Raw genomic sequence first — 22097 nt, forward strand, 5'->3', positions numbered from 1 at the left:
TAAGGATTTACTTCTCAATTAAATCCTTAGGGTTTTAATTTACTTTATGAGGTTTTGCCTTAATCTCATGAGATAAGTGATTGAATGATATCAATCAAACGCTTCATTTCGTCATCTGTTCCAACTGAAATTCGAACATAACCTTCTAATCCTGGCTTATTAAAATAGCGAATATATACCCCTCGAGCTTTTAATTGTTGATATAAGGTTTCGGCTTCAATTCCCCTTGGCTTAACAAATAGAAAGTTGGCTTTAGAATTCGATACCCAAAATCCTAACTCCTTTAAGTCATGCTTTACCCATTCACGCGATTTGACGATGGCTTGCAGAGTCTCAGCATAATACGGTTCATCAGCTAATGCCGCTTCAGCTCCAGCTAAAGAAACACGATTCATCGTATAAGAGTTAAACGAATTCTTAATCCGTTCTAACCCTTCAATTAACGCTACATCACCTACCGCGTAACCAACTCTTAGCCCTGCTAAAGCGTGCGATTTAGATAACGTCTTCGTCACTAATAGATTCGGATATTGCGTGGTTAGACTTATAGCGGATTCTGCTCCAAATTCTACATAAGCCTCATCTACAATCACCACTTGATTGGGATTATGAGCGACAATAGTTTCGACTTCTTCGCGCGATAACGCTAAACCAGTCGGCGCATTCGGATTAGGAAAAATAACGCCGCCAACTGATCGCTTAAATCCTTCAACATCAATCGATAAATCATCTTGTAATGGTATTTGTTGAAAAGGAATATCATAGAGATTCGCATAAACAGGATAAAAGCTATACGTAATCTCTGGCATCTTAATCGCTTCATTCGGGTCGAAAAACGCTTGAAACGCAAACGCTAGCACTTCGTCTGAACCGTTTCCAACAAAGACTTTATTGACATCCACACTTTCTCGTTTAGCAATCACTGTTTTTAAGCGATCCGCTGTAGGGCTTGGGTATTTCTTCAAATCAGCATTGATCGACTGTTCCATAGCCTCAAGCGCAAGAGGTGATGGTGGAAATGGATTCTCGTTTGTATTTAACTTAATAACATTGGCATCACTAGGTTGCTCCCCTGGTACATAAGGCTTCGCTTCTCGAGCTGTCCGACTCCAGAATTTACTCATTGGAATCCCCTTTCATCCGTTCGGTCAAAACGGCTTTAACGTCATCTGTACTCAAACCACGCTCAGCCATTAACACAAGCGTATGATAGGTTAAATCTGCTATTTCCATCGCTAGATTTTCATTATCTTGATTTTTGGCTCCGATAATGACTTCTCCTGCTTCTTCACTTACTTTCTTCAGGATTTTATCAACGCCTTCATCAAATAGATAATTCGTATATGAATTTGCTTGAGGATGGTCACGCCGGTTTTGAATAGATTCAAAGACACGTTCAACTATTTGAGAATCAACCGTTGATGGCTCACCTAAGTCCACTTCGCGGTAAAAGCAGCTCTTCTCACCTGTGTGACAAGCTGGGCCAGTTTGTTCAACTTTTACAAGTAGAGCATCTTGATCACAATCGTAGTATAATTGTTTAACATGCTGCTCATTTCCAGATGTTGCCCCTTTTTGCCATAATTCTTCGCGGCTACGGCTATAAAACCATGTTCGCTTGGTTTCGATTGTTTTATTTAACGACGTTTCGTTCATATACGCTAGCATTAATACCTCACCTGTTCGCACGTCTTGTACGATGGCTGGGACAAGGCCTTGTTCGTCGAATTGAATATTTAATGATTCCACCTATGATCACCCTAACCTAATCGGAAGTTCATGATTATATAAATACTGTTTTAGATCGCTTAATTCTATTTCATTAAAATGAAAGACAGAAGCGGCTAAGGCTGCGTCTGCTTTTCCATTCGTTAATACATCGAGGAAATGTTCTTCTTTACCTGCACCACCTGAAGCAACAACAGGGATGTTAACGTGGTCACTTAACTGAGCCATCACATCGCTTCGATAGCCTTGTTTAACGCCATCAGTATCCATGACATTTAAAACAATCTCGCCAGCGCCACGTTTTTCCCCTTCTATGGCCCATTCGATTAACTTCTTACCCGTGTTCTCTCGGCCGCCTTTCACAAAGACGTACCATTCACCGTCCGCTTCTTTCGCATCAATCGATAAAACAACGCATTGATTGCCAAAACGGACAGATGCTTCATCGATCAGATCTGGATTCGTGACAGCCGCACTATTGATCGACACTTTATCAGCACCAGCTTGAAGAACAGCCCGAAAATCATCGACCGTTCGAATGCCGCCGCCGACTGTAAATGGAATGTGAACTTCTTCTGATACACGTTCGACCACGTCTAAGAAAATATCGCGTTTTTCATGGGAAGCCGTTATATCATAGAATACTAATTCATCAGCACCTAGTTCACTGTACCGCTTACCTAACTCAACCGGGTCAGCCACATCTTGAATATCAGTGAACTTCTTGCCTTTTACCACACGGCCATCTTGTACGTCTAAACATGGGACAATGCGTTTGGCTAACATGTTGATGGCTCCTTCATAATCGCTGCTAGATTCACTTTGTTTTCATATAACGCCTTTCCAACAATCGCACCGTAAAGTTTCACGTCATTAAGCGCGCGTATATCTTTTAAGGAAGTCACACCACCTGATGCGATGACATTAAGCGACGTGGCCTCATTCATTTCGTAAAGCGCATCGATATTGGGTCCTTGGAGCATGCCGTCTTTAGCAATGTCAGTATAAACAATCGTTTTGATTCCATAAGACTGCATCTGGACAGCAAAGTCAACCGCTTCTAATTCAGACGTTTCGATCCAACCGTCCGTTGCTACATAACCATCACGTGCATCAATCGAAACGACAACACGGTCACCACCAAATTGTGCGGCTGCTTCTTTAGCAAACGCCGGATCCTTCACGGCCGCCGTCCCTAATATAACTCGCGTCACGCCTTTATCTAATAATGTTTGAATACGCTCTAAATCGCGCACGCCTCCGCCAACTTGAACTGGAATATTGACGTGACTCACAATTTGTTCGATTACCTGGCCGTTCTCAGAAGGGTCCCCTTTAGCTGCATCCAAATCGACTAGGTGTAAGTAGCTCGCGCCATCACGTTCCCACTGTTCCGCCATCTCAATAGGATCACCATAAACGGTTTCATCGTTATAGTCACCTTGCTTTAAACGAACGCATTGTCCGTTTCGTAAATCAATCGCAGGAAAAATTCTCATTGCACCATCTCCCCGAAATTTTTTAGTAATTGCATTCCGACACGCGAGCTTTTCTCTGGATGGTATTGCATCCCCATCACGTGACCTCGTTTCACAGCTGACGTGAACGACTTTCCATAAACCGTTTCATGTAAAATATCTGCTTCATGTGTCGCTTGAGCATAATAGGAATGAACAAAGTAAACATAGTCCTCATCTTGAACACCTTCATTAAGCGATGTCATTTGTTTTAATGCTAACTGATTCCAACCCATATGCGGGACTTTCACATCGTCAGAAAACCGAACAATCTCACCCTCTATCAAGCCTAAACCAGCATGTTCACCGTGTTCATAACTTTTGTCGAACAACAATTGCATCCCTAAACAAATCCCTAAAAGAGGCGTTCCCTTGTCTACTTCTTGTTTAATTGTATCGACAAAACCACTTGCTTCAAGGCGTTTCATCGCTTCACCAAAAGCACCAACACCAGGCAAAATCATCCCGTCTGCTTGAGCTAGATCACTTGGATCATCCGTAACGAATGCATCAATTTCTAATAGTTTTAATGCGTGTTTCACATTTTTTAAATTACCTGCTCCGTAATCAATAATGGCTATCATGGCTGTACTCCTTACTCTGATAACGTTCCTTTTGTAGAAGGGACGGATCCGTCTCCATGTTTAATCGTGACCGCTTCATTTAATACGCGACCAAATCCTTTAAAAATCGATTCAATGATATGGTGATTATTCGAGCCGTGCATCAATTTAATGTGTAAAGTCACACCCGCTTGATTGATAAACGCACGGAAGAATTCCTCAACGAGTTCTGTATCAAACGCCCCTACTTTTTCACCTAAGCCATCTACATCAAAAACGAGATATGGACGATTGGACACATCGATTGACACTAAGCTTAAAGCTTCATCCATAGGTGTAAAATCAGACGCATATCGGGTAATCCCAGCTTTATCACCTAGCGCTTGCTTAAACGCCTGGCCTAAGACAATCCCGACATCTTCCACGGTATGATGATCATCTACAGACGTATCGCCATCAGCACTTACGGTTAAATCAAAAGACCCGTGTGCGGCAAATAGCGTTAACATATGATCTAAAAAACCAACACCTGTCTCAATATGAATGTCTTGTTTGCCATCTAATCCGTAAGCTAAACTAATCGCCGTTTCACTTGTTTCTCGTTTAATCGTTGCTTGGCGCATATGATAACCTCCCCTTATTCATTAAATCGAATCCGGACCGACTCTCTATGACCATCAAGCCCTTCTTGATCAGCAAATCGCTCAACTTGATGTCTCACTTGGTTTAACGCACTTTCTGTATAATAAATCACGCTAGATTTTTTCATGAAATCATAAACCCCGAGCGGCGAGGAAAATTTAGCTGTGCCATTTGTCGGCAATGTATGATTCGGCCCAGCGAAGTAATCACCGAGTGGCTCTGGTGTATAGTGTCCTAGAAAAATAGCACCCGCATGTTTCACATGAGCTAACCATTCGAACGGTTCAGCTATTTGTAATTCCAAATGTTCTGGTGCCCAGGCATTCACGAATTCCATCGCTGTCTCCAATTCTGACACAACATAAATCCCGCCTTGTTGCTGAATCGACTCTTGTAAAATAGCCTGGCGAGCACGTTTTTTCATCTGTCCCTCTACTTCTCGTTGTATGGCTGATGCGATCGCTTCACTTGTCGTTACAGCGACAGCCGATGCGAGTTCATCGTGTTCAGCTTGTGCGATTAAATCGGCAGCAACAAAAGCTGCGTCTGCCGTTTCATCTGCTATAACACACACTTCGCTCGGTCCAGCAATCATATCAATGCCTACATCACCAAAGACATACTTTTTGGCACGTGCTACGTACGCATTCCCTGGCCCGACAATTTTATCAACAGCCTGGACTATTTCCGTACCATAAGCTAAGGTTGCCACACCATGAGCGCCTCCAACTTTTAAAATCTGACTTGCGCCCGCCAAATCAGCAGCAACTAATGTCATCGGATTGATCGTTCCATCAGGTTGTACTGGCGTTGTCACGATAATATCACTTACCCCTGCTACAACAGCCGGCATGATATTCATCAGAACCGTCGACGGATAGGCAGCTTTCCCACCTGGGACATAAACGCCTACACGCTCAATTGGCGTCACCTGTTGGCCTAACCACGTCCCTTGCGCATCTGTCGAATACCATGAAGTCTCTTTCTGTTTAGCATGATAATCTTTAATATTTGCTTTCGCTTCGTTTAGGACGTCGATCATATCCTCACTTACGATTTGATAGGCTTCCTCTATTTCTTCTTGTGTCACGATATAATCGGTTAGATGAACGCCATCTAATTGATGGATATAATGTTTAACCGCTTCATCGCCATCTTGTCTAATCGCTTGTACGATCGTTTTAACACGGGCATCAATCTCATCGTATTGAACAGCGTCTCGACTTTTGCGATTCTTGATAATTTGAGGAATATCATTTGTTTGGATACGATTAATTTCCATTTGTGACACGTCCTTTTTCATCAACGATTGATTTGACTTGATCGATCACTGGACGAATGGCTGTACCTTTTGTCTTGAAACTGGCTTTGTTCACAACGAGTCGTGCGCTAATGGATAGCATCGTCTCGATTACTTCAAGATTGTTTTCCTTAAGCGTACTCCCAGTTTCTACAATATCAACAATGACATCACTCAAACCGACTAATGGTGCTAATTCAACCGAACCGTTTAATTTTATGGTTTCTACTTGGCGTCCTTGTGCTTGGAAATAGTCATTGGTAATCTTCGGATATTTCGTTCCAATGGTAAGTGGTTGATGAGCAGACAATTCCGTGCCTGGTTGACCAGCCACTGCAAATTCACAACGACCAAACCCTAAATCAATCACTTCAAACACATCTGCACCTGCTTCAAGCAATGTGTCTTTTCCAGCAACACCTATATCAGCAGCCCCATTTTCTACATAAGTACCCACATCCATCGCCTTGACTAAAATCAGTTCATAGTTTCCGTCATCACTTATAAACGTTAATTTACGTGTTTTTTCATAGTAAGATGAAAATGATATACCGATTTGTTCAAGTAGTTCTAGACTTAAATCAGCCAAGCGGCCTTTAGCGAGAGCAATTTTAATCGTTTCCATTCGTTAAACCTACCTTTTCAAAAACGTCATCTAGTTGGTGATAAGGTTCCTGTTCTCCGTTCATATTCATCGTTTGATTCACAACATCGATGACTAATTCAGCCTGATTGATTGAATCTTGATCAGAAGCTAACGTCGTCACGACATTGTATTCGCGTAGCTGTTGGGCTAACTCCATCGCTGTTTTAATCGTGTCATCATTCGTCATAACCACAGCTTGTGTTGGTCTCGGTAATGAGACAGCTTGCTGTTGTTTGACGATTCTTAACAAGTCATCGATATATACGCCAAAACCAATGGCACTTGTTTTGAGGTTAAAATACGTCATCAATTGGTCATAACGTCCACCTTGAATCACTGGTTTACCATACCCTTCGATATAACCTTGAAACATAACCCCTGTATAATAATTCAAATGATTAACTAAACCAAGATCAATCGATACATCTTCAGCATAACCTAATTCATCCAGACGCTCCACTAAACGGGTTAAATGATCTAAAGCTTGCGTCATTTCACTGTTTAAGACGAGCGTCGTCGCTTGTTTTAATACATCACTAGGTTTACCAAATAATTGCGGTAATTGAAGTAACGCTTGCTTCACCGTTTCTGATACATTTAATTCATCCAATAAATCACTTAGTTCATATTCATTTTTCGCTTCCAACTTCGCCTGTATTTGCGCTTCCGCTTCAGCATCTAAATCTGTTTCACTCATCAAAGCCCGGAAGAAACTTGCTTGACCTAGTTCGAGTTGAATAGCGTTTAAGCCAGTATGTTTCAATGATTTAATCGCTAAGACAACCATATCTAAATCATTTAATTCACGACCATCGTCAAACCATTCAACGCCGACTTGGGAAAAGGAGCGAGACGTTCGGTCTGATTCACCACTTTCCATCCGAAAAATATTCGTGACGTAATACATTTTATTTAATAATGGTGCATCTGACGTCGCCTGTGAGGCCATGCGTGCAATCGGAACCGTGGCATCAGGCCTTAATACAAGCACTTTACCATCACGATCAATTAATTTAATCATTTGATCGTCATCCATTGTTCCGGGTATATTTTTAAATAAATCATAATACTCAAATGTTGGTGTCTGGATCGGCTGACACCCATACACATGATAAAGTTGTTTAAGTCGATCTATTAATGTTTGTTTTAATTCATAATCCTGTGCGTATAAATCAGTTACCCCTTGTGGCAACGGTTGATTCAATGCCATATAAACACCCTTTATCACTCTATTTATTTATCACTTTATCAGAATAAAGTTATGTAAAATATTTTAACGATTGCCCTATTAACTGTCAAGCCATTACAATGAGATTGATAGAAAGGATGAGACCATGTTTGATAATCATATGCATTCGAATTTTTCAGCTGACTGCGACGCACCCATGGAAGACATGATTGAAGCGGGTATCAAGCGCGGGGTCAAGGAATTGTCATTCACCGAACACATTGACTATGACTACCCTGATCCGACGATTCACTTCGACGTTAATTTAGATCAATATGAACAAAAAATACGTGAGATGCAACAGACATACGGTAAGCAAATCACGATTCAAAAAGGAATTGAGCTTGGCTTTCAACCTCATTTAACGGAGCGTTATCAACAATTATTACAAGAACATTCCTTTGATTTTATAATTGGCTCAATGCATACGACTGACCATAAAGACTTACATTCCGGACGCTTATTCGAAGGCCAATCATTAAATGAGGCCTACGAAAAATACTACACCGAATTATATGAATGCGCTAAAGCATTTGAACAATTTAGTATTTTAGGCCATATTGATTTAGTCACTCGTTATAAATATGAACCTGGCGTCTATCATTTTCATGACGTAATCGAAGAAATTTTTAAAGTCATTATTCCACGCGGCCAAGGGATTGAGATTAATACATCTGGGTACAAGTACGGCATGGACCGTGTTCACCCAACCCGTGACATTCTGCAATTGTATTACGATATGGGCGGCGAAATTATCACAGTTGGTTCGGATGCTCACAAACCTGAGCGCGTTGGGGATCACATCGAATCAAGTTATGAACTACTGCGCGACGTCGGCTTTAACTATGTTGCCACATTCGAGCAACAAAAACCGCAATTTCATAAATTATAGAGACGAAGCAGAAGTTGCTCATTTATTATAAGAGTTCGCACTTTTAAATTGGATCGCGCTCAATTATATTGAATCCCGCTCAATTATGAATCATTGCGCCCAATTATTGGACGAGTCGCACATTTATTTGTACAACTCGCACAATTGTAAACAACTTACACAACAGTCTGATACAAAAAACTGGGCTCATCCTACTTGCATAGGGTAAGCCCAGTTTTCTGTATTTATGCTTGATGTTCTAATTTACCTAATAAGGCCGCCACATAGAGCCCTACACCGATCAGCGCGATACTCATGACATTTAAAACAATACTTGGTTGAAAACCTGGATAAATCACGACCACAGAACCAACAACGAGTCCAATAATTAGCGCATACGTCTGGTAAAAATAGTGCGATAAGAAATACCGAATAATTTTACTCATCACAAGTAACCCAAATCCAATCCCGAGCGCTAGTGGAATCAGTCCTTGAATTACAATATCTTCTAACACGTATGTAAATGTCGGATACATGCCAACGAGTAGTAATAGCAACGAGCCGCTGATTCCCGGTAAGATCATCGCAGAACTCGCTAACCAACCTGATAAAAATAACAAGACATATGTGCGAGCATCAAACGTCGTAATCGGTTCACCTGCAGCTTCTTGAAAAAATGCTGTCGAAGCGATCAATACAGCAGCTAGTCCAAACAATAAGTAATGCTTGCGGCCAAAAGTTCTTTTAAAATCAGCCTTTTTCAATAACATCGGAATAATGCCAATAATTAAACCAATAAATAAAAATAAGATTTGATTCGGATAATGGTCAAGTAACCAATTAATCACATTCGCTAATGTGAATATAGCCAGTAATACGCCCAATCCGAGTGGAATCAAAAACCCAAGATGTTTCTTCCAGTCACGTGTTAAAACACCATTAATCGCTTCAATTAGCCGTTCATAAATACCTAAAATAACAGCAATCGTTCCACCACTTATTCCAGGGACAATATCACTGATCCCCATAATAATACCTCTATATAAATTCCGCCATTCCATACAAACGTCAACTCCTATTCCATGTTACATACCTTCACCTATTCTATTATACATAACATGGTCGTTGGAAGATGCCCTTATAATAAAATTTGTGGAATATCTTTGACAGGATGACGAACAATTTCGGGCTTCGTTTGATAAACCGCTTCTAATGTCTCGGTATTCAAGATATCATCACTCGCCCCTTGCTTCACGATTTCGCCTTGATTAAGCAAAATGAGTCGATCACAGTACTGTGCAGCAAGATTCAAATCATGTAACACCATCAGTACCGTTAAACCTGTTCGCTCTTGCCACGCCTTTACGATATTTAAGACTTCCGTTTGATATCCAATATCTAAAAAGGATGTTGGTTCATCGAGTAATAATAAATCAGGATCCTGAACCATTGCCTTCGCAATCGCAACGCGTTGACGTTCACCACCACTCAATGTATCAAGCATTTGATCTTTTAAGTTCATTAATCCTGTCATAGTTAACACATGATCAACCCGGCTTAAATCATCTGCACTTTCACGTTGGAAAAATTTCAAGTGTGGATAACATCCCATCATCACCGTTTCATAAACCGTCATAGGATATGGCGCGAGCCCATCTTGTGTCAAAACAGATACGCGTTGAGCCTTTTTCTTATGCGACCACCGTTTCACGTTTTGGCCAAACAATAGCACTTGCCCATCTGTCACTTCATACATCCCGGAAATTAATTTCATTAATGTTGATTTTCCGGCACCATTAGGTCCAATTAAACCAACACACTGCCCCGCTTCCACATCAAAGGATACATCAGAAACAAGTGTCTGCTCATCAACGGTTTTCGATACATGTTGTAAGGAAAGCATATCGATTCCTCCTAAAAGTACTCGCGTTTTGCCTGACGCAATAAATAAATGAAAAATGGTGCACCTAAAAAGGCTGTAATCACACCGAGTGGCAACTCTCTTGGTGCTAATAACACACGCGCTAATGTATCAGCACCAACAAGAAAGATCGCACCACCAATAATCGATAAAGGCAAGATTAATCGGTAGTCAGATCCAACGATTAGCCGAATCATATGGGGTACGACTAGTCCGACAAAACCAATCGCACCTGAGACGGCGACAGCTGCACCTGTCATAAGAGATGCCAAGACTAATAGGACAAATCGGGTTCGTTCGACAGATACACCAGAATGATACGCTACTTCTTCACCTAGTCCAAGCATGTTAAGTTCTCGCGTGAACATCATGGCCACAATTGCTGTTAGTGCAATCACTGGTATAACAACCGCATTATAACTCCAATCCGTCAATGTCAGACTACCCATCATCCAAAACACAATCGTCTGCAATTTCTCATTCGCTAATGACATAACTAATGATAAACAGGCACCTAGAAATGCTTGAACAACTACTCCTGCTAAGATAATCGTTTCCATTCTGACCTTTTGACCGATTCGAGCAATTGAATAAACAATCATTAACGTTGCAAACCCACAAATGAACGCAACGACAGGTAATGTCATCTGCCCGATCCATACCATTTGAATCCCAAAAACAAATGTCATCGCTGCCCCAAAAGATGCGCCAGAAGAAACACCTAATATAAATGGGTCAGCAAGTGGATTACGAAGCACCCCTTGGTAAAGCGCACCTGCCAGTGCTAAGGCTGCACCCACAACGGCCGCAAGTAAAATCCGTGGCATTCGCAAATCTAACACAATTGTCTCTGTTGAATCAGGCCAATCACGTTCGATCCACCCGTCTATTATAGGAACATGTGACAAGATGACGCGCCAAACATTAACAAAAGAGATTTGGGCTGATCCAAGTGATACGGATAAAGCCATCAATATCACTAAACCTATTAATAAACTGATTATCGTTAACCATAAAGTCGAACGTTTCGCCATCATCAACATCCATTCATTTTACGTTTATTCCATTTCTTCTGGATACAAGATCTCTGCCAGTCTTTCCACACCTTGTGCCAACCGTGGTCCAGGTCGTGATAGAAGACTGTTTTTGATGTCATATATTTCTTCATTTTGAACGGCTGAGATACTATCCCAACCATCACGATTCATAATGGTCTCATGTGCTCCCTCAGTCGTTTGACCGTAAGTTGTAACAATAACATCTGGATTTTGCTCAATAACGACCTCTTCACTTACTTGTGGCCAACCTTCTTGATCGCCTATAATATTCTTACCGCCGGCTAACGTTAGGACCTCATGTAAGAAGGATCCTTCACCGCCAGAAAACAGTTCTGGCCCTACTTCAATCCACACTTTTTTACGTTCTTCTTCTGGAATATTACTTACAGTATCTTGAACGTCACTGACCGTTGTCTTCATATCATCAATGACTTCTTGAGCTTGATTTGTTTGACCAGTTGCTTGACCAACCATTTCAATATCTTGATAAACCTCGTCTAAACTCTGAGAACCTATGACTAACACTTTTAATCCAGCATCACGCATAGCTTGAATGTCGTCAGCATTTTCAACATCTGCGACGACTAAGTCTGGTTCTAAACTAACAATTTTTTCGATATTTAGATTCATATCCCCAACGGTTTCCACGTCGGATACTTCTTCTGGATAATCTGCCCATTCAGACACACCATCTACTTTATCACCAGCACCTACTGAATAAACAATTTCCGTCGCACTTGGAATAACCGATACGACTGACTCAGGTTCTTCTTCAATCGTAACTTCAGTATCTGTTCGATCGGTTAACGTTACGGGATACGACTGCTCCTCAGATTCACTTGAACCATCGGATTCACTGGATTCTTCAGATTCATTTTCGCTTGTCTCTTCTCCACTGTTTTCTCCATTACTTGCTTCTTCGGACCCCTCATCGCTCTGGCAAGCTGTTAACCCGACAACTAACACGATTAATAACGTGAGAAGCCATTTTTTTAAGTTGCTTTGCATCATCTTTACCGCTTCCTTTCTATCATTAAAAAATGCGCCTATTTCCTTCGTGGATCGAAGAAAACAAGCGCATGTCGCTTTACTATATATAAATCATCCGATTGATATATAGCGTTCCCTTTGACCCCGAAGGAAATCAGCTAAAATATATAGGCAGGTCTCCTGGCTCAGGATCTTAGCGTCTAACCCCTTCCCGTCGATTCGACAGTGGTTTGGTTAGTTGCTCCCCTACACAGTGGCGGGACCGCGCCGGATTCACACCGGACTTCCCTATTAAGTGAATGCTCGTCATCATTCACACCTATATATTCTATTGATTAAGTTAATCTATTTTAATCTTAAGCTGAAACAACATGAACGTCAAACAAATTTTGTTATTTTCTTGAGATTTAACTTTAAAAAATAACTCGCCGTCCGATATTAATCTAGTAAGAAATATCGATGAAATTCGACATATTTAACAAGTTTAGGAGGTTGTTTATGAAACGAATCAAAATCACTGTTCTTCTGCTATTCGCGCTAATGATGACAGTCGCCTGTTCATCAAACGGTGAGGATATAGACTCAAGTGAGGACACCCTAAGTGCTGGGCTTCTCGTCACAGAAAGCGGTATTGGTGATAATGCCTTTAGTGACTTAGCCTTCCAAGGATTAACACAAGCACGAGATGAATTAGATGTGGTTTTTGATTACCGCGAACCATTAGATGAGAACTATGAAGAGAAACTTCAGGAACTCATCGACCAAGATCATGATGTCATTTTTGGTCTAAGCTTCACAACTTCTCCAGCGATTAAAGCTAAGGCAGAAGAATATCCAGACCAACAATTTGTCGTGATTGATGACACGATTGACCTACCAAATGTAACGTCAATTACCTTTAAAGAAGATGAAGGAAGCCGTCTTATTGGATTAATTGCAGGGATGCGCACCGATAGTGACGTCGTTGGATTTATCGGTGGTGTCGAAAGCGACGTAATCCAGAAATTCGAAGATGGCTTTAAACAAGGTGTTCAAGAAGCAAATCCAGATGCTGAGATTTTAACTGAATACGCGGGTTCATTCGATGACGACCAATTAGGGGCTGAGATTGCAAGCGACATGATTGATGAAGGTGCCGATTACATATTCCCATCTGCAGGTTTTACTGGAACAGGTGCTTTACAAGAAGCACAAAGTCAGGGCATTCATGCATTTGGTGTCGATACGGACCAATACACGATTGCTGAAGATGCCGTTGTTTCATCCATGGTCAAGAACGTCAATATTGCCATTTATAATGTAATGGAACAGCTCAGTAACGGTGAATCACTAGAAGGAAATCACCGCGAATTAGGACTAGAAGAAGAAGGCGTTGGTTTAGCGCCAATTCGCGTCATAGAGCTAACGGATCAACAACAACAGACCTTAGATGATGCACAAAATTAATCCGGAAAGGAGTCTTTGAATGTCCATTAAAAAACGATTGTACATAATGACATTGACACCGCTTATATTGAGTTTACTAATCGTGTCATTTATTGCTTATCAGATGATTAATTTACAAGATTCATCACAAGATGACATTGATGTCTTACTTGAAAGTAAAGATATCTATTCTCAGCTTCAATCTACTGAACAGGCTTTGTCTACTTACTTCTACAGCCCTTCTGCAGCAACGAAACAAGAGGCTGAATTGCAAGTAGAGCAAACAAATGAAACAATTCAAGGGATTATGGATTTAGTTGAGACAGAGGAGCAACAACGCTGGGCTAGCCAAGCTCAAGAAAAGTATTCAAATTGGCAAACAGCAACCAATGAAGCGCTTGAATCCGAAAACATGAACAACGTCCAACAACAAGCATTAAGAACGGCAGGTCTTGTGAATGATGCTTACATGTTAGAGCGTGCGAGTAATAATTGGTATGATCAGAATATCGAAGAACAACAAAATATGATTAGTGGATTACTGACGATTATTTTAATCGCAAGTATTATCCTGATTATCTTCACGTTGTTCTTAACCCTTAGATTATCGAACCGCATTGCTAACCCACTACAAGCGTTATCACGACAAGCACAAGAAGCGGCTTCTGGTAAACTATCATTAGACATCGACGTTGATGAGAAAGAAAAAGATGAGGTCGGTCAGCTTAAGCGTTCATTTAAGACCATGATTGAAAACTTAAAGGACACCGTCGAATCCATCCATTCTATAAATCGACGTGTAGACGACTTTAGTACACAACTAAATGATGAAATTAAAAGCTTAACAGAAGGTAGTGAACAAGTCGCCAGTTCTACCGACGAACTAGCACAAGGTAGCCAATCCATTTCTAACGATGTGCAAGATGCGGTCACACTTGTTGAAAATATGCAACATGACTTTGAAGCGAATGCTGAAGAAAGTGATGCAGCAAACGAAGAAAGTACCCATGCACAACAAGCGGTCCAAGACGGGCATAAAGCACTTGTTTCGCAGAAAACGATTATGGATCAGAACCAGGAAGCGATGGCGGAAGTTCGTTCATCAGTAGAACAATTCACACATTACACGGAACAGATTGAGCAAGCTGTTGCCCTTGTAAACGATATTGCTGAACAAACGAACTTACTTGCTTTAAATGCAGCGATCGAAGCTGCGCGTGCTGGTGAACACGGTAAAGGTTTCGCCGTTGTAGCTGATGAAGTTCGTAAATTAGCTGATCAATCAACCTCAGCGACAGATGATATTAAACAAATGGTTGATCAAATTCGCCAAGGTGTCGATAAAATCAATGTTCAAACAGAAGAAACAACACGTCTAAGCGAAGAACAAGTGAATGCAGTCGATACATCTGAGCAATCGTTTAATAATATCGCTGAGCACGTCAGTCAAATCTATGATCGTCTAGAGAGACTATCACACAATATGAACGAATCACGTAAGCAATCTGAGCAAATCACCGCAACAATGGAAAGCATTAGTTCTGTTACTGAAGAAACAGCCGCAGGTACTGAAGAAATTTCAGCTTCAGCAAGCGAACAACAAAATGCCTTCCAAAAACTACAACAAGAAGCGGAGAAGCTTGAAATGATGATTGAAGAATTAAATGAAAAAACCTCACATTTTCATTAAATAAATCTATCCCTTTCGACAACATAGTAGTTAAGTCGAAAGGGATTTTTTACATTTGCTACCTTTTTGCTTACAATATTATTTGAAGGTAAAATCATACAATTGTTTTATAACAGACTATCCTACCCAGATAAATTAGGTGAAAAAATGTTTAATGTTAGTTCATTCATTCAATATCATAGGACAAATCAAGGTTTATCCCAACGAGATCTCGCAGAAGGAATATGCTCAATCTCTTATTTGAGTAAAATAGAGAACGCTACGATTGAACCGAGCCAGGATTTATTTAATGAGTTATGCGAGCGATTGGGTGTGTCACTTGAATCTTTTAATAAAATGACTAACTATGCTATTGAAGACGAAATCATGTGGCTTTATAAACTTATTTCGAAAAAGAATTTCAATGAAGCAAGTTCCTACTATCAATTTTTAAAAAACCAATTAACTCCTTTTCACCATGAAAAAATCATCCATTTATTTAAGTTAATCGAACTTTATTATTTTATTGAAATGAAAGATGACCGAGTTAATTACTATGAAATAGATGAGCTATTACGAATGGAATCAAGCTTCGAGGAAGAAAAACGCTACTACTTTCTTAAAATCATGGGCGTTTACTATATTCACCTTGCTTATCCTCACCAAGCGATTCTTTATCTCATCGATGCTGAACAAGTCCTAACGCGTTATGCGATGAAAGGTCCTGACTTGTATTACTTAATTGCTGCTACTTACACCAGATTATCTGAACCTGCCCGCAGCAATCACTATTGTCAAATTGCTAAAGAACAATATATCAATGTGTTTATGTATCCCAAAATTACCAATTGTTACATCTTATTCGGCATCAATTATACATTATTGCAAGCATTTGATATTGCAGAACGCTATTTCTTTCAAGTCTTAAACTCAAGACCGATGATGGATTCAGATCATGTAACGGCCAATGTACAGTATAATATTGGCTTCATGTATTGTGAGAAACAAGACTGGGAACGAGCGTTGAACTACTTACATCAAGCTTTTTCAGGATTTTATTCTACTTTTGAAAAGCTCCATTGTGTTCAACTGATCGCAAAAGCTTATCATCATTTGCAGGAATATAACGAAGCCATGTCGTATATTGAATATGGTAAACAATTAAGTGATCAAATTGGTGACCAGAAAATTCGTTGTTTATTATGGCTGTTAGAACATCGAATTTATGATACCCTTCACACAACACAGTTTACTAATGAAGCTGAACAATATTGGCTTAATTATTTGGTTGAACGAGGAGAAAATAGAACACTAAAACAACTATATTTCTTCCTTGCAGAGTCACTAGTCAGTCAAAATCGCGACAGTGAAGCAATTACGTATTACAAAAAGTTGATGCAAATAGGCATCTAAACTATTAAAAGTGAGGGATTCTATGTCTAATCTCGTGTTATTAACCGAAGAAGATCATGTGACGACTATTACCTTGAATCGTCCTGAACAAGTGAATGCTTTAAACGAAGAAATGTTAAGTGCTTTAGCTGAACGCTTAAATGAAGCATTCCATAATGATTCTAAGATTGTCGTCTTAGAAGCGAATGGGAAAGCGTTTTCAGCAGGTGGCGATTTAAACATGATGATAAATTCAGATGCTGGCGGGCATTTCGAAAACATTATGAACACCATTGAGGACATTGTCTTAACCCTTTATCAAATGCCTAAAATCACGATCGCTGCTCTGAAAGGTTCAGCTGCTGGATTAGGTCTTAGTTTAACACTTGCTTGTGACTACGTTTTAGCTAAATCAGATGCTAAAGTCGCTATGAATTTTATCGGAATAGGGTTGATTCCTGATGGCGGCGGCCATTTCTTCATGCAACAGCGTATTGGAACCGTACGCGCGAAGCAAACCATCTGGGAAGGTAAACGATTAGAGGCTGATGAGGCAAAAGGATTAGGTTTAGTTGACTTTGTGATCAACTCTGATATGGATCAAGTGGTTAACCAATATATTGATAAATTGAAGAAGTCACCAATCCTAGCGATGATTGAATCAAAAATGATTTATCATCACCAATCGATTGATCAACTCAAATCATTCTTGGCTGCTGAGACAAAAGGTCAGACGGCTATGCGACAAACTTCAGATCACCAAGAAGGTGTTGATGCGTTTCTTAATAAGCGCCATCCAAATTTCACTTGGGAGTAAGATCAAATTAATTCCTTAATAAAAATCCCTTAGCCTTCATACCCGTATGTATGAGTTGGCTAAGGGATTTTAATATAGACTCTAATTTGTTGGTGTAGATACACAATGTAGTTAAGCATTGGGATAGAGTCCGTTGGCTACAAGCGCTCCGCTTACGGTGGATGCTTGCCGCGGGCACGGCTCGAGCTTCCTCGGCCAAAAATGCGTGGCCTGCGGGATCTCGAGACGCGTGCTTTTCCCGTGACGGCCCGGACGGCCTAATGTCGACATTGGTCACAGGACGTGACCGCTTTTAGTTGACCAGGCGTCACCACCTACGCTCCTCGCTTGAAGCCAACTTAGCACATTGTTCGCGTACGTTGAAAAGTTTTATAGTCCCATAAAAATAAAAATATACAAGACCAAACAGCACAGATGAGAAGTATTTTTAAAGAAGCACCCTAACATTAGACTTAGAGCTTAAATATATTCCAAAACTCAGTTATCTAACTCGTCCATTATATAATCATAAAGTGGTTCGTCTGGGCTTAGGCCACACACGTCTTCTAAGACTTGTGCATAACCAGATTCTTGAACCGTTTGTTGTAATTCCACCGCTTCAGCGTCTGCTTCGTTACTATAGTTTAGGGCACTCAGAATCACTTTAATCAAATATTTAGGAGCCTCATTAAACAATTCCACATACTGAAGAGCTGGGCGAATCAAGCGATCTTTCTCTCCTAATTTACGCTTCGGTCCACGTGCTACTCTCGTAATCTCATCGTTTAAATAAGGGTTTTTAAAGCGATTAACAATCTTCTTACGATACTTCTTATGCGTCGCGCCATCAAAGCCATATAATTGAATGAGGACATGTCCTGTTTCTTGTAGAGCGCCATTCACAGTCGTTATAATCTCCTGATCTTGGGTTGCCTCCTTAATGGTGTCATATCCAAATTGGTCACCTAGATAAGCAATCGCTGCATGACCTGTATTAACCGTAAATAATTTGCGTTCAATATATGATGTTAAATCTTCAACATAAGTGATTCCTTTTATATCTGGAACCTCACCTTTCACATCATTTCGTGAGACCACCCATTCAAAATAAGGCTCAACTGTAACGGCTAACAGATCCTCATTTTCTTGATTAGGGACAATGCGATCAACAGCAGCATCTGGAAACCCTACCCGCTCTTCTAACAACGCATGATACTCTTGTGGCAAATGTTCTAGCACTTTTTCTTTGAGTAATGAGCTGCCACCGATCATATTCTCACAGGCGATGACATTCAGGTAATCGTTCTTTTCATCAAACCGTTTCACTAAGCCTTCAGCAATATTTCGGGCAATAATCGGAAGTACTTGCGGTCCAACGGCAGTTGTGACGATATCTGCTTTAGCAATATTTTCACTTACTTCTTCTGGCTGTTCAGTACTGACAATACCTGAAATATTGCTCACAATTTTCTCTTGCTCTTCTTCTCCTGCTAAAATCACAGGATATTGCTTGCGTTCATTAATTTCCTGAATAATAGTTTCATTAACATCGACGAACACGGTATGGTAATTCGCATCAGAGAGCAACGTCCCAATGAATCCCCGACCAATATTACCAGCGCCAAAATGCACAGCTAGCATTAATTAACGCCTCCTAAAATCGTTAGAATTTCGTCTTTTGTTTCAGCGTTGATCAACTTTTGAATATTTTCTTCTTCAGAACAAACGAGTGCAATTTTAGATAGGATCTCTAAGTGCTCATTTCCTTTACCTGCGATACCGATTAAAATATTGACCTCGTTCCCGTCAAAGTCTACACCATCCGGTACAATCACAACAGATAGACCCGTCTCATTAACGGTTGATTTCGCATCCTCTGTACCATGAGGAATCGCGACTTGATTGCCAATATAAGTCGTAGATACTTCTTCACGTTCTAACATTTTGTCAATGTAACTCGCTTCTACATACCCTTGATCATTTAAAATCTGCCCTGCATATCGCACAGCTTCCTCTTTACTATTTAGTTCTGCATTTAATACAATATTGTCTTTCGTTAAAATATCATTAGCCATTGTCATTCTTCCCTTCTATTTGATGTTAAGAGTCGCTTAAGTCAATTGCTCCACTAAATAAGCTTTGATTATTTCTTCCTCTTGAGACTCGAAAACAGAAATCGCTTGATCATCCTTAACGAGTAATTCACTAATCGAACTTAGAACTTCTAATTCATATTGACCAACAGATTCTGGTGAGATCATAACCATCATGTGCTTCATTTCCATCCAGTGATCGTCCATTCCCTTTACCTTAATAGGCGTCTGTAATGGATAAATTGTTAAGGAAGGCTTCACAACCTCATGATTCCGTGTATGAAATAACGCTAAAGATGTGTTGGGGATTCCGACCCCACCGCTATTCAACCTTTTTAACAACTGATCTGAAACAACTTGATCATCGCGGATCACATCCTGATCAAGCAATAATTCACAAACCTTTTTCACCGTTTGTTCTAAACTTAATGTTTCCTGAATCGGATCAACTGAAACATCATCAATAATGGGGAGTAGATGATGTTTCAGTTCAGAAGCTTCTACTTCAGCACTATGAGCCGATCCTGCTTCAGATTGATTCCTTCTTCCTACATTTCGACTCACGCGTTGTTTATGAATAAAACGATTAATCTCACGAATGTCATCTTGGTCTAACATAGGTGATACCAGCACATATTCATAAGACATGTTTTGAATGGGGACAGTTGATACCACAAAATCATATTTCTCTAAGTCTAAGCGTTCGATATCAAACAAAGAACCATGGTCAACTGAACTGATCTCCGTAAATTGTTGATTAATTTTAGTCGCTAACATTTTCGATGTGCCGATCCCACTCGAACACACAACTAATACATCAAAACGTACATCCTCTTCCATCTTTAGCATCGTCGAGGCGAAGTGTAATACTAAATACGCCACCTCTTCTTTTGGAAAAGTTAAATGAGGAAAAACTTGATGAACTCCCTCTTCAATAATCTCGAATAAGACAGGGTGATCGGTTTCAATTTGTGATGCTAAGGGGTTTTTAATATTCATCCCTTGCGATAAACGGAAAACAGCAGGTTTTAAATGAGCCACCAAATCATTTAAAATCTGATCTTGCTCAAATACAAACCGCTCCATTCTGCGATTAACAAAATCAATTAATTCTTTAGCTTTAAAAGCCATATCAAGTGAAGATTCTTCTAGCAAATAATCATGATCATAACGCAACTTTGCCCCTAGAAGATGCATCGTGATATACCCAATTTCATCACGAGGGATCGTCATATCAAACGCCTTCTCTAGCTTTTCTATCATCTTTTGAGCTATTTGAAACTCTCTCGAATCTTCTAACTCGGTCAAATACGCCTGATCAAATTGAATCGTCTCACCTTTTTGTAATCGTTCCATAGCCAACGCTAAGTGAACAATCAAACCAATGTACGCATTGTCTGCTAGTTCGTACGGTAAATCCGCATTCGTTTGATTGACCGCTTCTTTAACCCGCGATAATTTATCATGTTCGACTAAATCAAGAAGACGATGCGAAATCGAATTCATCTGTTGCGAGTCTTGCTCTATATGTTTACTTAACAAATGAATGAGCTCTGATTCATCGACATGTTTAGATATGAAATAACTCATCGCTGAGCGTTTTTGCTTTTCTTCACCATCAATCTTCACGCCATACCCTCGCTTACGAATTAAACTTAACTCGTATTGCTCTAATACAGGCTGCAAATAATCGAGGTCATGACTAACCGTCGCAATGGTAACCTGTAGTTCATTCGCCAATGCATACAATTTAATCGGGTCTTGAGCTTCTAATAACGTCGTCAGTATAATAGATTGTCTCTCTTCGGGTGTGTAATCAGTGTGCTCAAGTTGTAAAATCGCATGCTTCAACCGTTCTTGATCATCTTTGTCTCCTGATAACTCAACGCCCACACCAGATTTCTTATGAATCGTTAAGTGATAATCTTGAATGATTGATTCAAGATTATTTAAATCACGGTGAACCGTTCTGACACTAACATCTAATTCTTCTGACAACTGATTAACAGGAATTGGTTCATCGTAAGATAAGAGTGTCTCAATTAATTTACGCTCACGACCAGAAATGTACACTGATTCACACCCCCTTCTGACATTTCATCTAAATGCCCACTATTATTGTAACTACCCTAAAACTGCTTAAGCAATTCAATCTTCTTGCTATTTAGACATAATCATTGTTGTCATCATTAAACAACTTAATTATTTAATGCGCATAGAAAAATCGTGGAAATCACTCTAGAAAGGCTATTCCACGA

Annotated in this window: 21 protein-coding genes and 1 riboswitch; of the genes, 5 read left to right on the plus strand and 16 right to left on the minus strand. The window is 40.1% G+C overall.

Annotated elements, in window-relative coordinates:
- Positions 1–65: 65 nt before the first annotated feature.
- Genes hisC through hisZ form a run of 9 tightly spaced genes read right to left on the minus strand, consistent with a single transcriptional unit; the run spans position 66 to position 7606 of the window.
- Positions 66–1124, minus strand: a complete 1059-nt coding sequence (gene hisC / locus FHR85_RS06600) for a histidinol-phosphate transaminase (protein WP_167262077.1) — start codon at positions 1122–1124, stop codon at positions 66–68.
- A complete protein-coding gene (gene hisIE, locus FHR85_RS06605; protein WP_167262078.1) occupies positions 1117–1749 on the minus strand; it encodes a bifunctional phosphoribosyl-AMP cyclohydrolase/phosphoribosyl-ATP diphosphatase HisIE in 633 nt (210 codons plus the stop codon). Before hisIE ends, hisC begins: the two co-directional genes overlap by 8 nt.
- A 6-nt stretch (positions 1750–1755) precedes the next feature.
- The gene (gene hisF / locus FHR85_RS06610; protein WP_167262079.1) at positions 1756–2514 is read right to left on the minus strand and encodes an imidazole glycerol phosphate synthase subunit HisF; all 759 of its coding nucleotides are present in this window, start codon (positions 2512–2514) and stop codon (positions 1756–1758) included.
- Positions 2508–3227, minus strand: a complete 720-nt coding sequence (gene hisA / locus FHR85_RS06615; protein ID WP_167262080.1) for a 1-(5-phosphoribosyl)-5-[(5-phosphoribosylamino)methylideneamino]imidazole-4-carboxamide isomerase — start codon at positions 3225–3227, stop codon at positions 2508–2510. The genes hisF and hisA overlap by 7 nt, the downstream gene beginning before the upstream one ends.
- On the minus strand, positions 3224–3829 hold the full coding sequence (gene hisH / locus FHR85_RS06620; protein ID WP_167262081.1) for an imidazole glycerol phosphate synthase subunit HisH: 606 nt from the start codon (positions 3827–3829) through the stop codon (positions 3224–3226). Before hisH ends, hisA begins: the two co-directional genes overlap by 4 nt.
- 11 nt (positions 3830–3840) lie before the next feature.
- Complete coding sequence (gene hisB / locus FHR85_RS06625; protein WP_167262082.1) at positions 3841–4431, minus strand: imidazoleglycerol-phosphate dehydratase HisB; 591 nt, start codon at positions 4429–4431, stop codon at positions 3841–3843.
- A gap of 14 nt (positions 4432–4445) precedes the next feature.
- A complete protein-coding gene (hisD, locus tag FHR85_RS06630; RefSeq protein WP_167262083.1) occupies positions 4446–5732 on the minus strand; it encodes a histidinol dehydrogenase in 1287 nt (428 codons plus the stop codon).
- Positions 5722–6375: an ATP phosphoribosyltransferase gene (gene hisG, locus FHR85_RS06635; protein ID WP_167262084.1), complete on the minus strand. Its 654-nt coding sequence runs from the start codon at positions 6373–6375 to the stop codon at positions 5722–5724. Before hisG ends, hisD begins: the two co-directional genes overlap by 11 nt.
- Positions 6362–7606 carry an ATP phosphoribosyltransferase regulatory subunit gene (gene hisZ / locus FHR85_RS06640; protein ID WP_167262085.1) on the minus strand — a complete coding sequence of 415 codons (1245 nt, stop codon included), beginning with the start codon at positions 7604–7606 and terminating at the stop codon, positions 6362–6364. The genes hisG and hisZ overlap by 14 nt, the downstream gene beginning before the upstream one ends.
- A gap of 124 nt (positions 7607–7730) precedes the next feature.
- On the opposite strand from hisZ, the gene FHR85_RS06645 reads away from it, so the two are divergent.
- On the plus strand, positions 7731–8516 hold the full coding sequence (locus FHR85_RS06645) for a histidinol-phosphatase HisJ family protein (RefSeq protein WP_167262086.1): 786 nt from the start codon (positions 7731–7733) through the stop codon (positions 8514–8516).
- 224 nt (positions 8517–8740) lie between these two features.
- Here FHR85_RS06645 and FHR85_RS06650 read toward each other — a convergent pair whose 3' ends face one another.
- The 4 genes from FHR85_RS06650 to FHR85_RS06665 all read right to left on the minus strand — a co-directional run bounded on the left by FHR85_RS06650 (position 8741) and on the right by FHR85_RS06665 (position 12485).
- Positions 8741–9556: a DUF368 domain-containing protein gene (locus tag FHR85_RS06650; protein WP_167262087.1), complete on the minus strand. Its 816-nt coding sequence runs from the start codon at positions 9554–9556 to the stop codon at positions 8741–8743.
- Positions 9557–9633: 77 nt separating this feature from the next.
- Complete coding sequence (locus FHR85_RS06655) at positions 9634–10398, minus strand: ABC transporter ATP-binding protein (protein ID WP_167262088.1); 765 nt, start codon at positions 10396–10398, stop codon at positions 9634–9636.
- 11 nt (positions 10399–10409) lie between these two features.
- The gene (locus FHR85_RS06660; RefSeq protein WP_167262089.1) at positions 10410–11450 is read right to left on the minus strand and encodes a FecCD family ABC transporter permease; all 1041 of its coding nucleotides are present in this window, start codon (positions 11448–11450) and stop codon (positions 10410–10412) included.
- 24 nt (positions 11451–11474) lie between these two features.
- Positions 11475–12485 (minus strand): ABC transporter substrate-binding protein, encoded by a 1011-nt coding sequence (locus tag FHR85_RS06665; RefSeq protein ID WP_167262090.1) that lies wholly within the window; start codon positions 12483–12485, stop codon positions 11475–11477.
- Between the two features lie 132 nt (positions 12486–12617).
- Positions 12618–12802, minus strand: a riboswitch (cobalamin riboswitch).
- 160 nt (positions 12803–12962) lie between these two features.
- On the opposite strand from FHR85_RS06665, the gene FHR85_RS06670 reads away from it, so the two are divergent.
- From FHR85_RS06670 to FHR85_RS06685, 4 genes are all read left to right on the plus strand, one after another.
- Positions 12963–13910 carry a BMP family lipoprotein gene (locus FHR85_RS06670; RefSeq protein WP_167262091.1) on the plus strand — a complete coding sequence of 316 codons (948 nt, stop codon included), beginning with the start codon at positions 12963–12965 and terminating at the stop codon, positions 13908–13910.
- Between the two features lie 19 nt (positions 13911–13929).
- A complete protein-coding gene (locus FHR85_RS06675; RefSeq protein WP_167262092.1) occupies positions 13930–15579 on the plus strand; it encodes a methyl-accepting chemotaxis protein in 1650 nt (549 codons plus the stop codon).
- A gap of 147 nt (positions 15580–15726) precedes the next feature.
- Positions 15727–16971: a helix-turn-helix domain-containing protein gene (locus FHR85_RS06680; protein WP_167262093.1), complete on the plus strand. Its 1245-nt coding sequence runs from the start codon at positions 15727–15729 to the stop codon at positions 16969–16971.
- 22 nt (positions 16972–16993) lie between these two features.
- Positions 16994–17767 carry an enoyl-CoA hydratase gene (locus FHR85_RS06685; protein ID WP_167262094.1) on the plus strand — a complete coding sequence of 258 codons (774 nt, stop codon included), beginning with the start codon at positions 16994–16996 and terminating at the stop codon, positions 17765–17767.
- 477 nt (positions 17768–18244) lie between these two features.
- On the opposite strand, the gene FHR85_RS06690 is transcribed toward FHR85_RS06685, so the two are convergent.
- Genes FHR85_RS06690 through FHR85_RS06700 form a run of 3 tightly spaced genes read right to left on the minus strand, consistent with a single transcriptional unit; the run spans position 18245 to position 21912 of the window.
- Positions 18245–19387 (minus strand): mannitol-1-phosphate 5-dehydrogenase, encoded by a 1143-nt coding sequence (locus FHR85_RS06690; RefSeq protein WP_167262095.1) that lies wholly within the window; start codon positions 19385–19387, stop codon positions 18245–18247.
- Entirely contained in the window at positions 19387–19821 is a 435-nt protein-coding gene (locus FHR85_RS06695; RefSeq protein WP_167262096.1) for a PTS mannitol transporter subunit IIA, read from the minus strand. Before FHR85_RS06695 ends, FHR85_RS06690 begins: the two co-directional genes overlap by 1 nt.
- A gap of 36 nt (positions 19822–19857) precedes the next feature.
- Positions 19858–21912 carry a PRD domain-containing protein gene (locus tag FHR85_RS06700; protein WP_167262097.1) on the minus strand — a complete coding sequence of 685 codons (2055 nt, stop codon included), beginning with the start codon at positions 21910–21912 and terminating at the stop codon, positions 19858–19860.
- Positions 21913–22097 lie beyond the last annotated feature (185 nt).

The organism is Alkalibacillus almallahensis (assembly GCF_011761495.1).
Taxonomy (GTDB): Bacteria; Bacillota; Bacilli; order Bacillales; family Alkalibacillaceae; genus Alkalibacillus; species Alkalibacillus almallahensis.

What these genes read in the sequence shown, in the direction of transcription:
- hisC (WP_167262077.1), bottom strand. Translation starts at nt 1,124, where the DNA reads ATGAGTAAATTCTGGAGTCGGACAGCTCGAGAAGCGAAGCCTTATGTA.
- hisF (WP_167262079.1), bottom strand. Translation starts at nt 2,514, where the DNA reads ATGTTAGCCAAACGCATTGTCCCATGTTTAGACGTACAAGATGGCCGT.
- hisA (WP_167262080.1), bottom strand. Translation starts at nt 3,227, where the DNA reads ATGAGAATTTTTCCTGCGATTGATTTACGAAACGGACAATGCGTTCGT.
- hisH (WP_167262081.1), bottom strand. Translation starts at nt 3,829, where the DNA reads ATGATAGCCATTATTGATTACGGAGCAGGTAATTTAAAAAATGTGAAA.
- hisB (WP_167262082.1), bottom strand. Translation starts at nt 4,431, where the DNA reads ATGCGCCAAGCAACGATTAAACGAGAAACAAGTGAAACGGCGATTAGT.
- hisD (WP_167262083.1), bottom strand. Translation starts at nt 5,732, where the DNA reads ATGGAAATTAATCGTATCCAAACAAATGATATTCCTCAAATTATCAAG.
- hisG (WP_167262084.1), bottom strand. Translation starts at nt 6,375, where the DNA reads ATGGAAACGATTAAAATTGCTCTCGCTAAAGGCCGCTTGGCTGATTTA.
- hisZ (WP_167262085.1), bottom strand. Translation starts at nt 7,606, where the DNA reads ATGGCATTGAATCAACCGTTGCCACAAGGGGTAACTGATTTATACGCA.
- FHR85_RS06645 (WP_167262086.1), top strand. Translation starts at nt 7,731, where the DNA reads ATGTTTGATAATCATATGCATTCGAATTTTTCAGCTGACTGCGACGCA.
- FHR85_RS06650 (WP_167262087.1), bottom strand. Translation starts at nt 9,556, where the DNA reads ATGGAATGGCGGAATTTATATAGAGGTATTATTATGGGGATCAGTGAT.
- FHR85_RS06655 (WP_167262088.1), bottom strand. Translation starts at nt 10,398, where the DNA reads ATGCTTTCCTTACAACATGTATCGAAAACCGTTGATGAGCAGACACTT.
- FHR85_RS06660 (WP_167262089.1), bottom strand. Translation starts at nt 11,450, where the DNA reads ATGGCGAAACGTTCGACTTTATGGTTAACGATAATCAGTTTATTAATA.
- FHR85_RS06665 (WP_167262090.1), bottom strand. Translation starts at nt 12,485, where the DNA reads ATGATGCAAAGCAACTTAAAAAAATGGCTTCTCACGTTATTAATCGTG.
- FHR85_RS06670 (WP_167262091.1), top strand. Translation starts at nt 12,963, where the DNA reads ATGAAACGAATCAAAATCACTGTTCTTCTGCTATTCGCGCTAATGATG.
- FHR85_RS06675 (WP_167262092.1), top strand. Translation starts at nt 13,930, where the DNA reads ATGTCCATTAAAAAACGATTGTACATAATGACATTGACACCGCTTATA.
- FHR85_RS06680 (WP_167262093.1), top strand. Translation starts at nt 15,727, where the DNA reads ATGTTTAATGTTAGTTCATTCATTCAATATCATAGGACAAATCAAGGT.
- FHR85_RS06685 (WP_167262094.1), top strand. Translation starts at nt 16,994, where the DNA reads ATGTCTAATCTCGTGTTATTAACCGAAGAAGATCATGTGACGACTATT.
- FHR85_RS06690 (WP_167262095.1), bottom strand. Translation starts at nt 19,387, where the DNA reads ATGCTAGCTGTGCATTTTGGCGCTGGTAATATTGGTCGGGGATTCATT.
- FHR85_RS06695 (WP_167262096.1), bottom strand. Translation starts at nt 19,821, where the DNA reads ATGGCTAATGATATTTTAACGAAAGACAATATTGTATTAAATGCAGAA.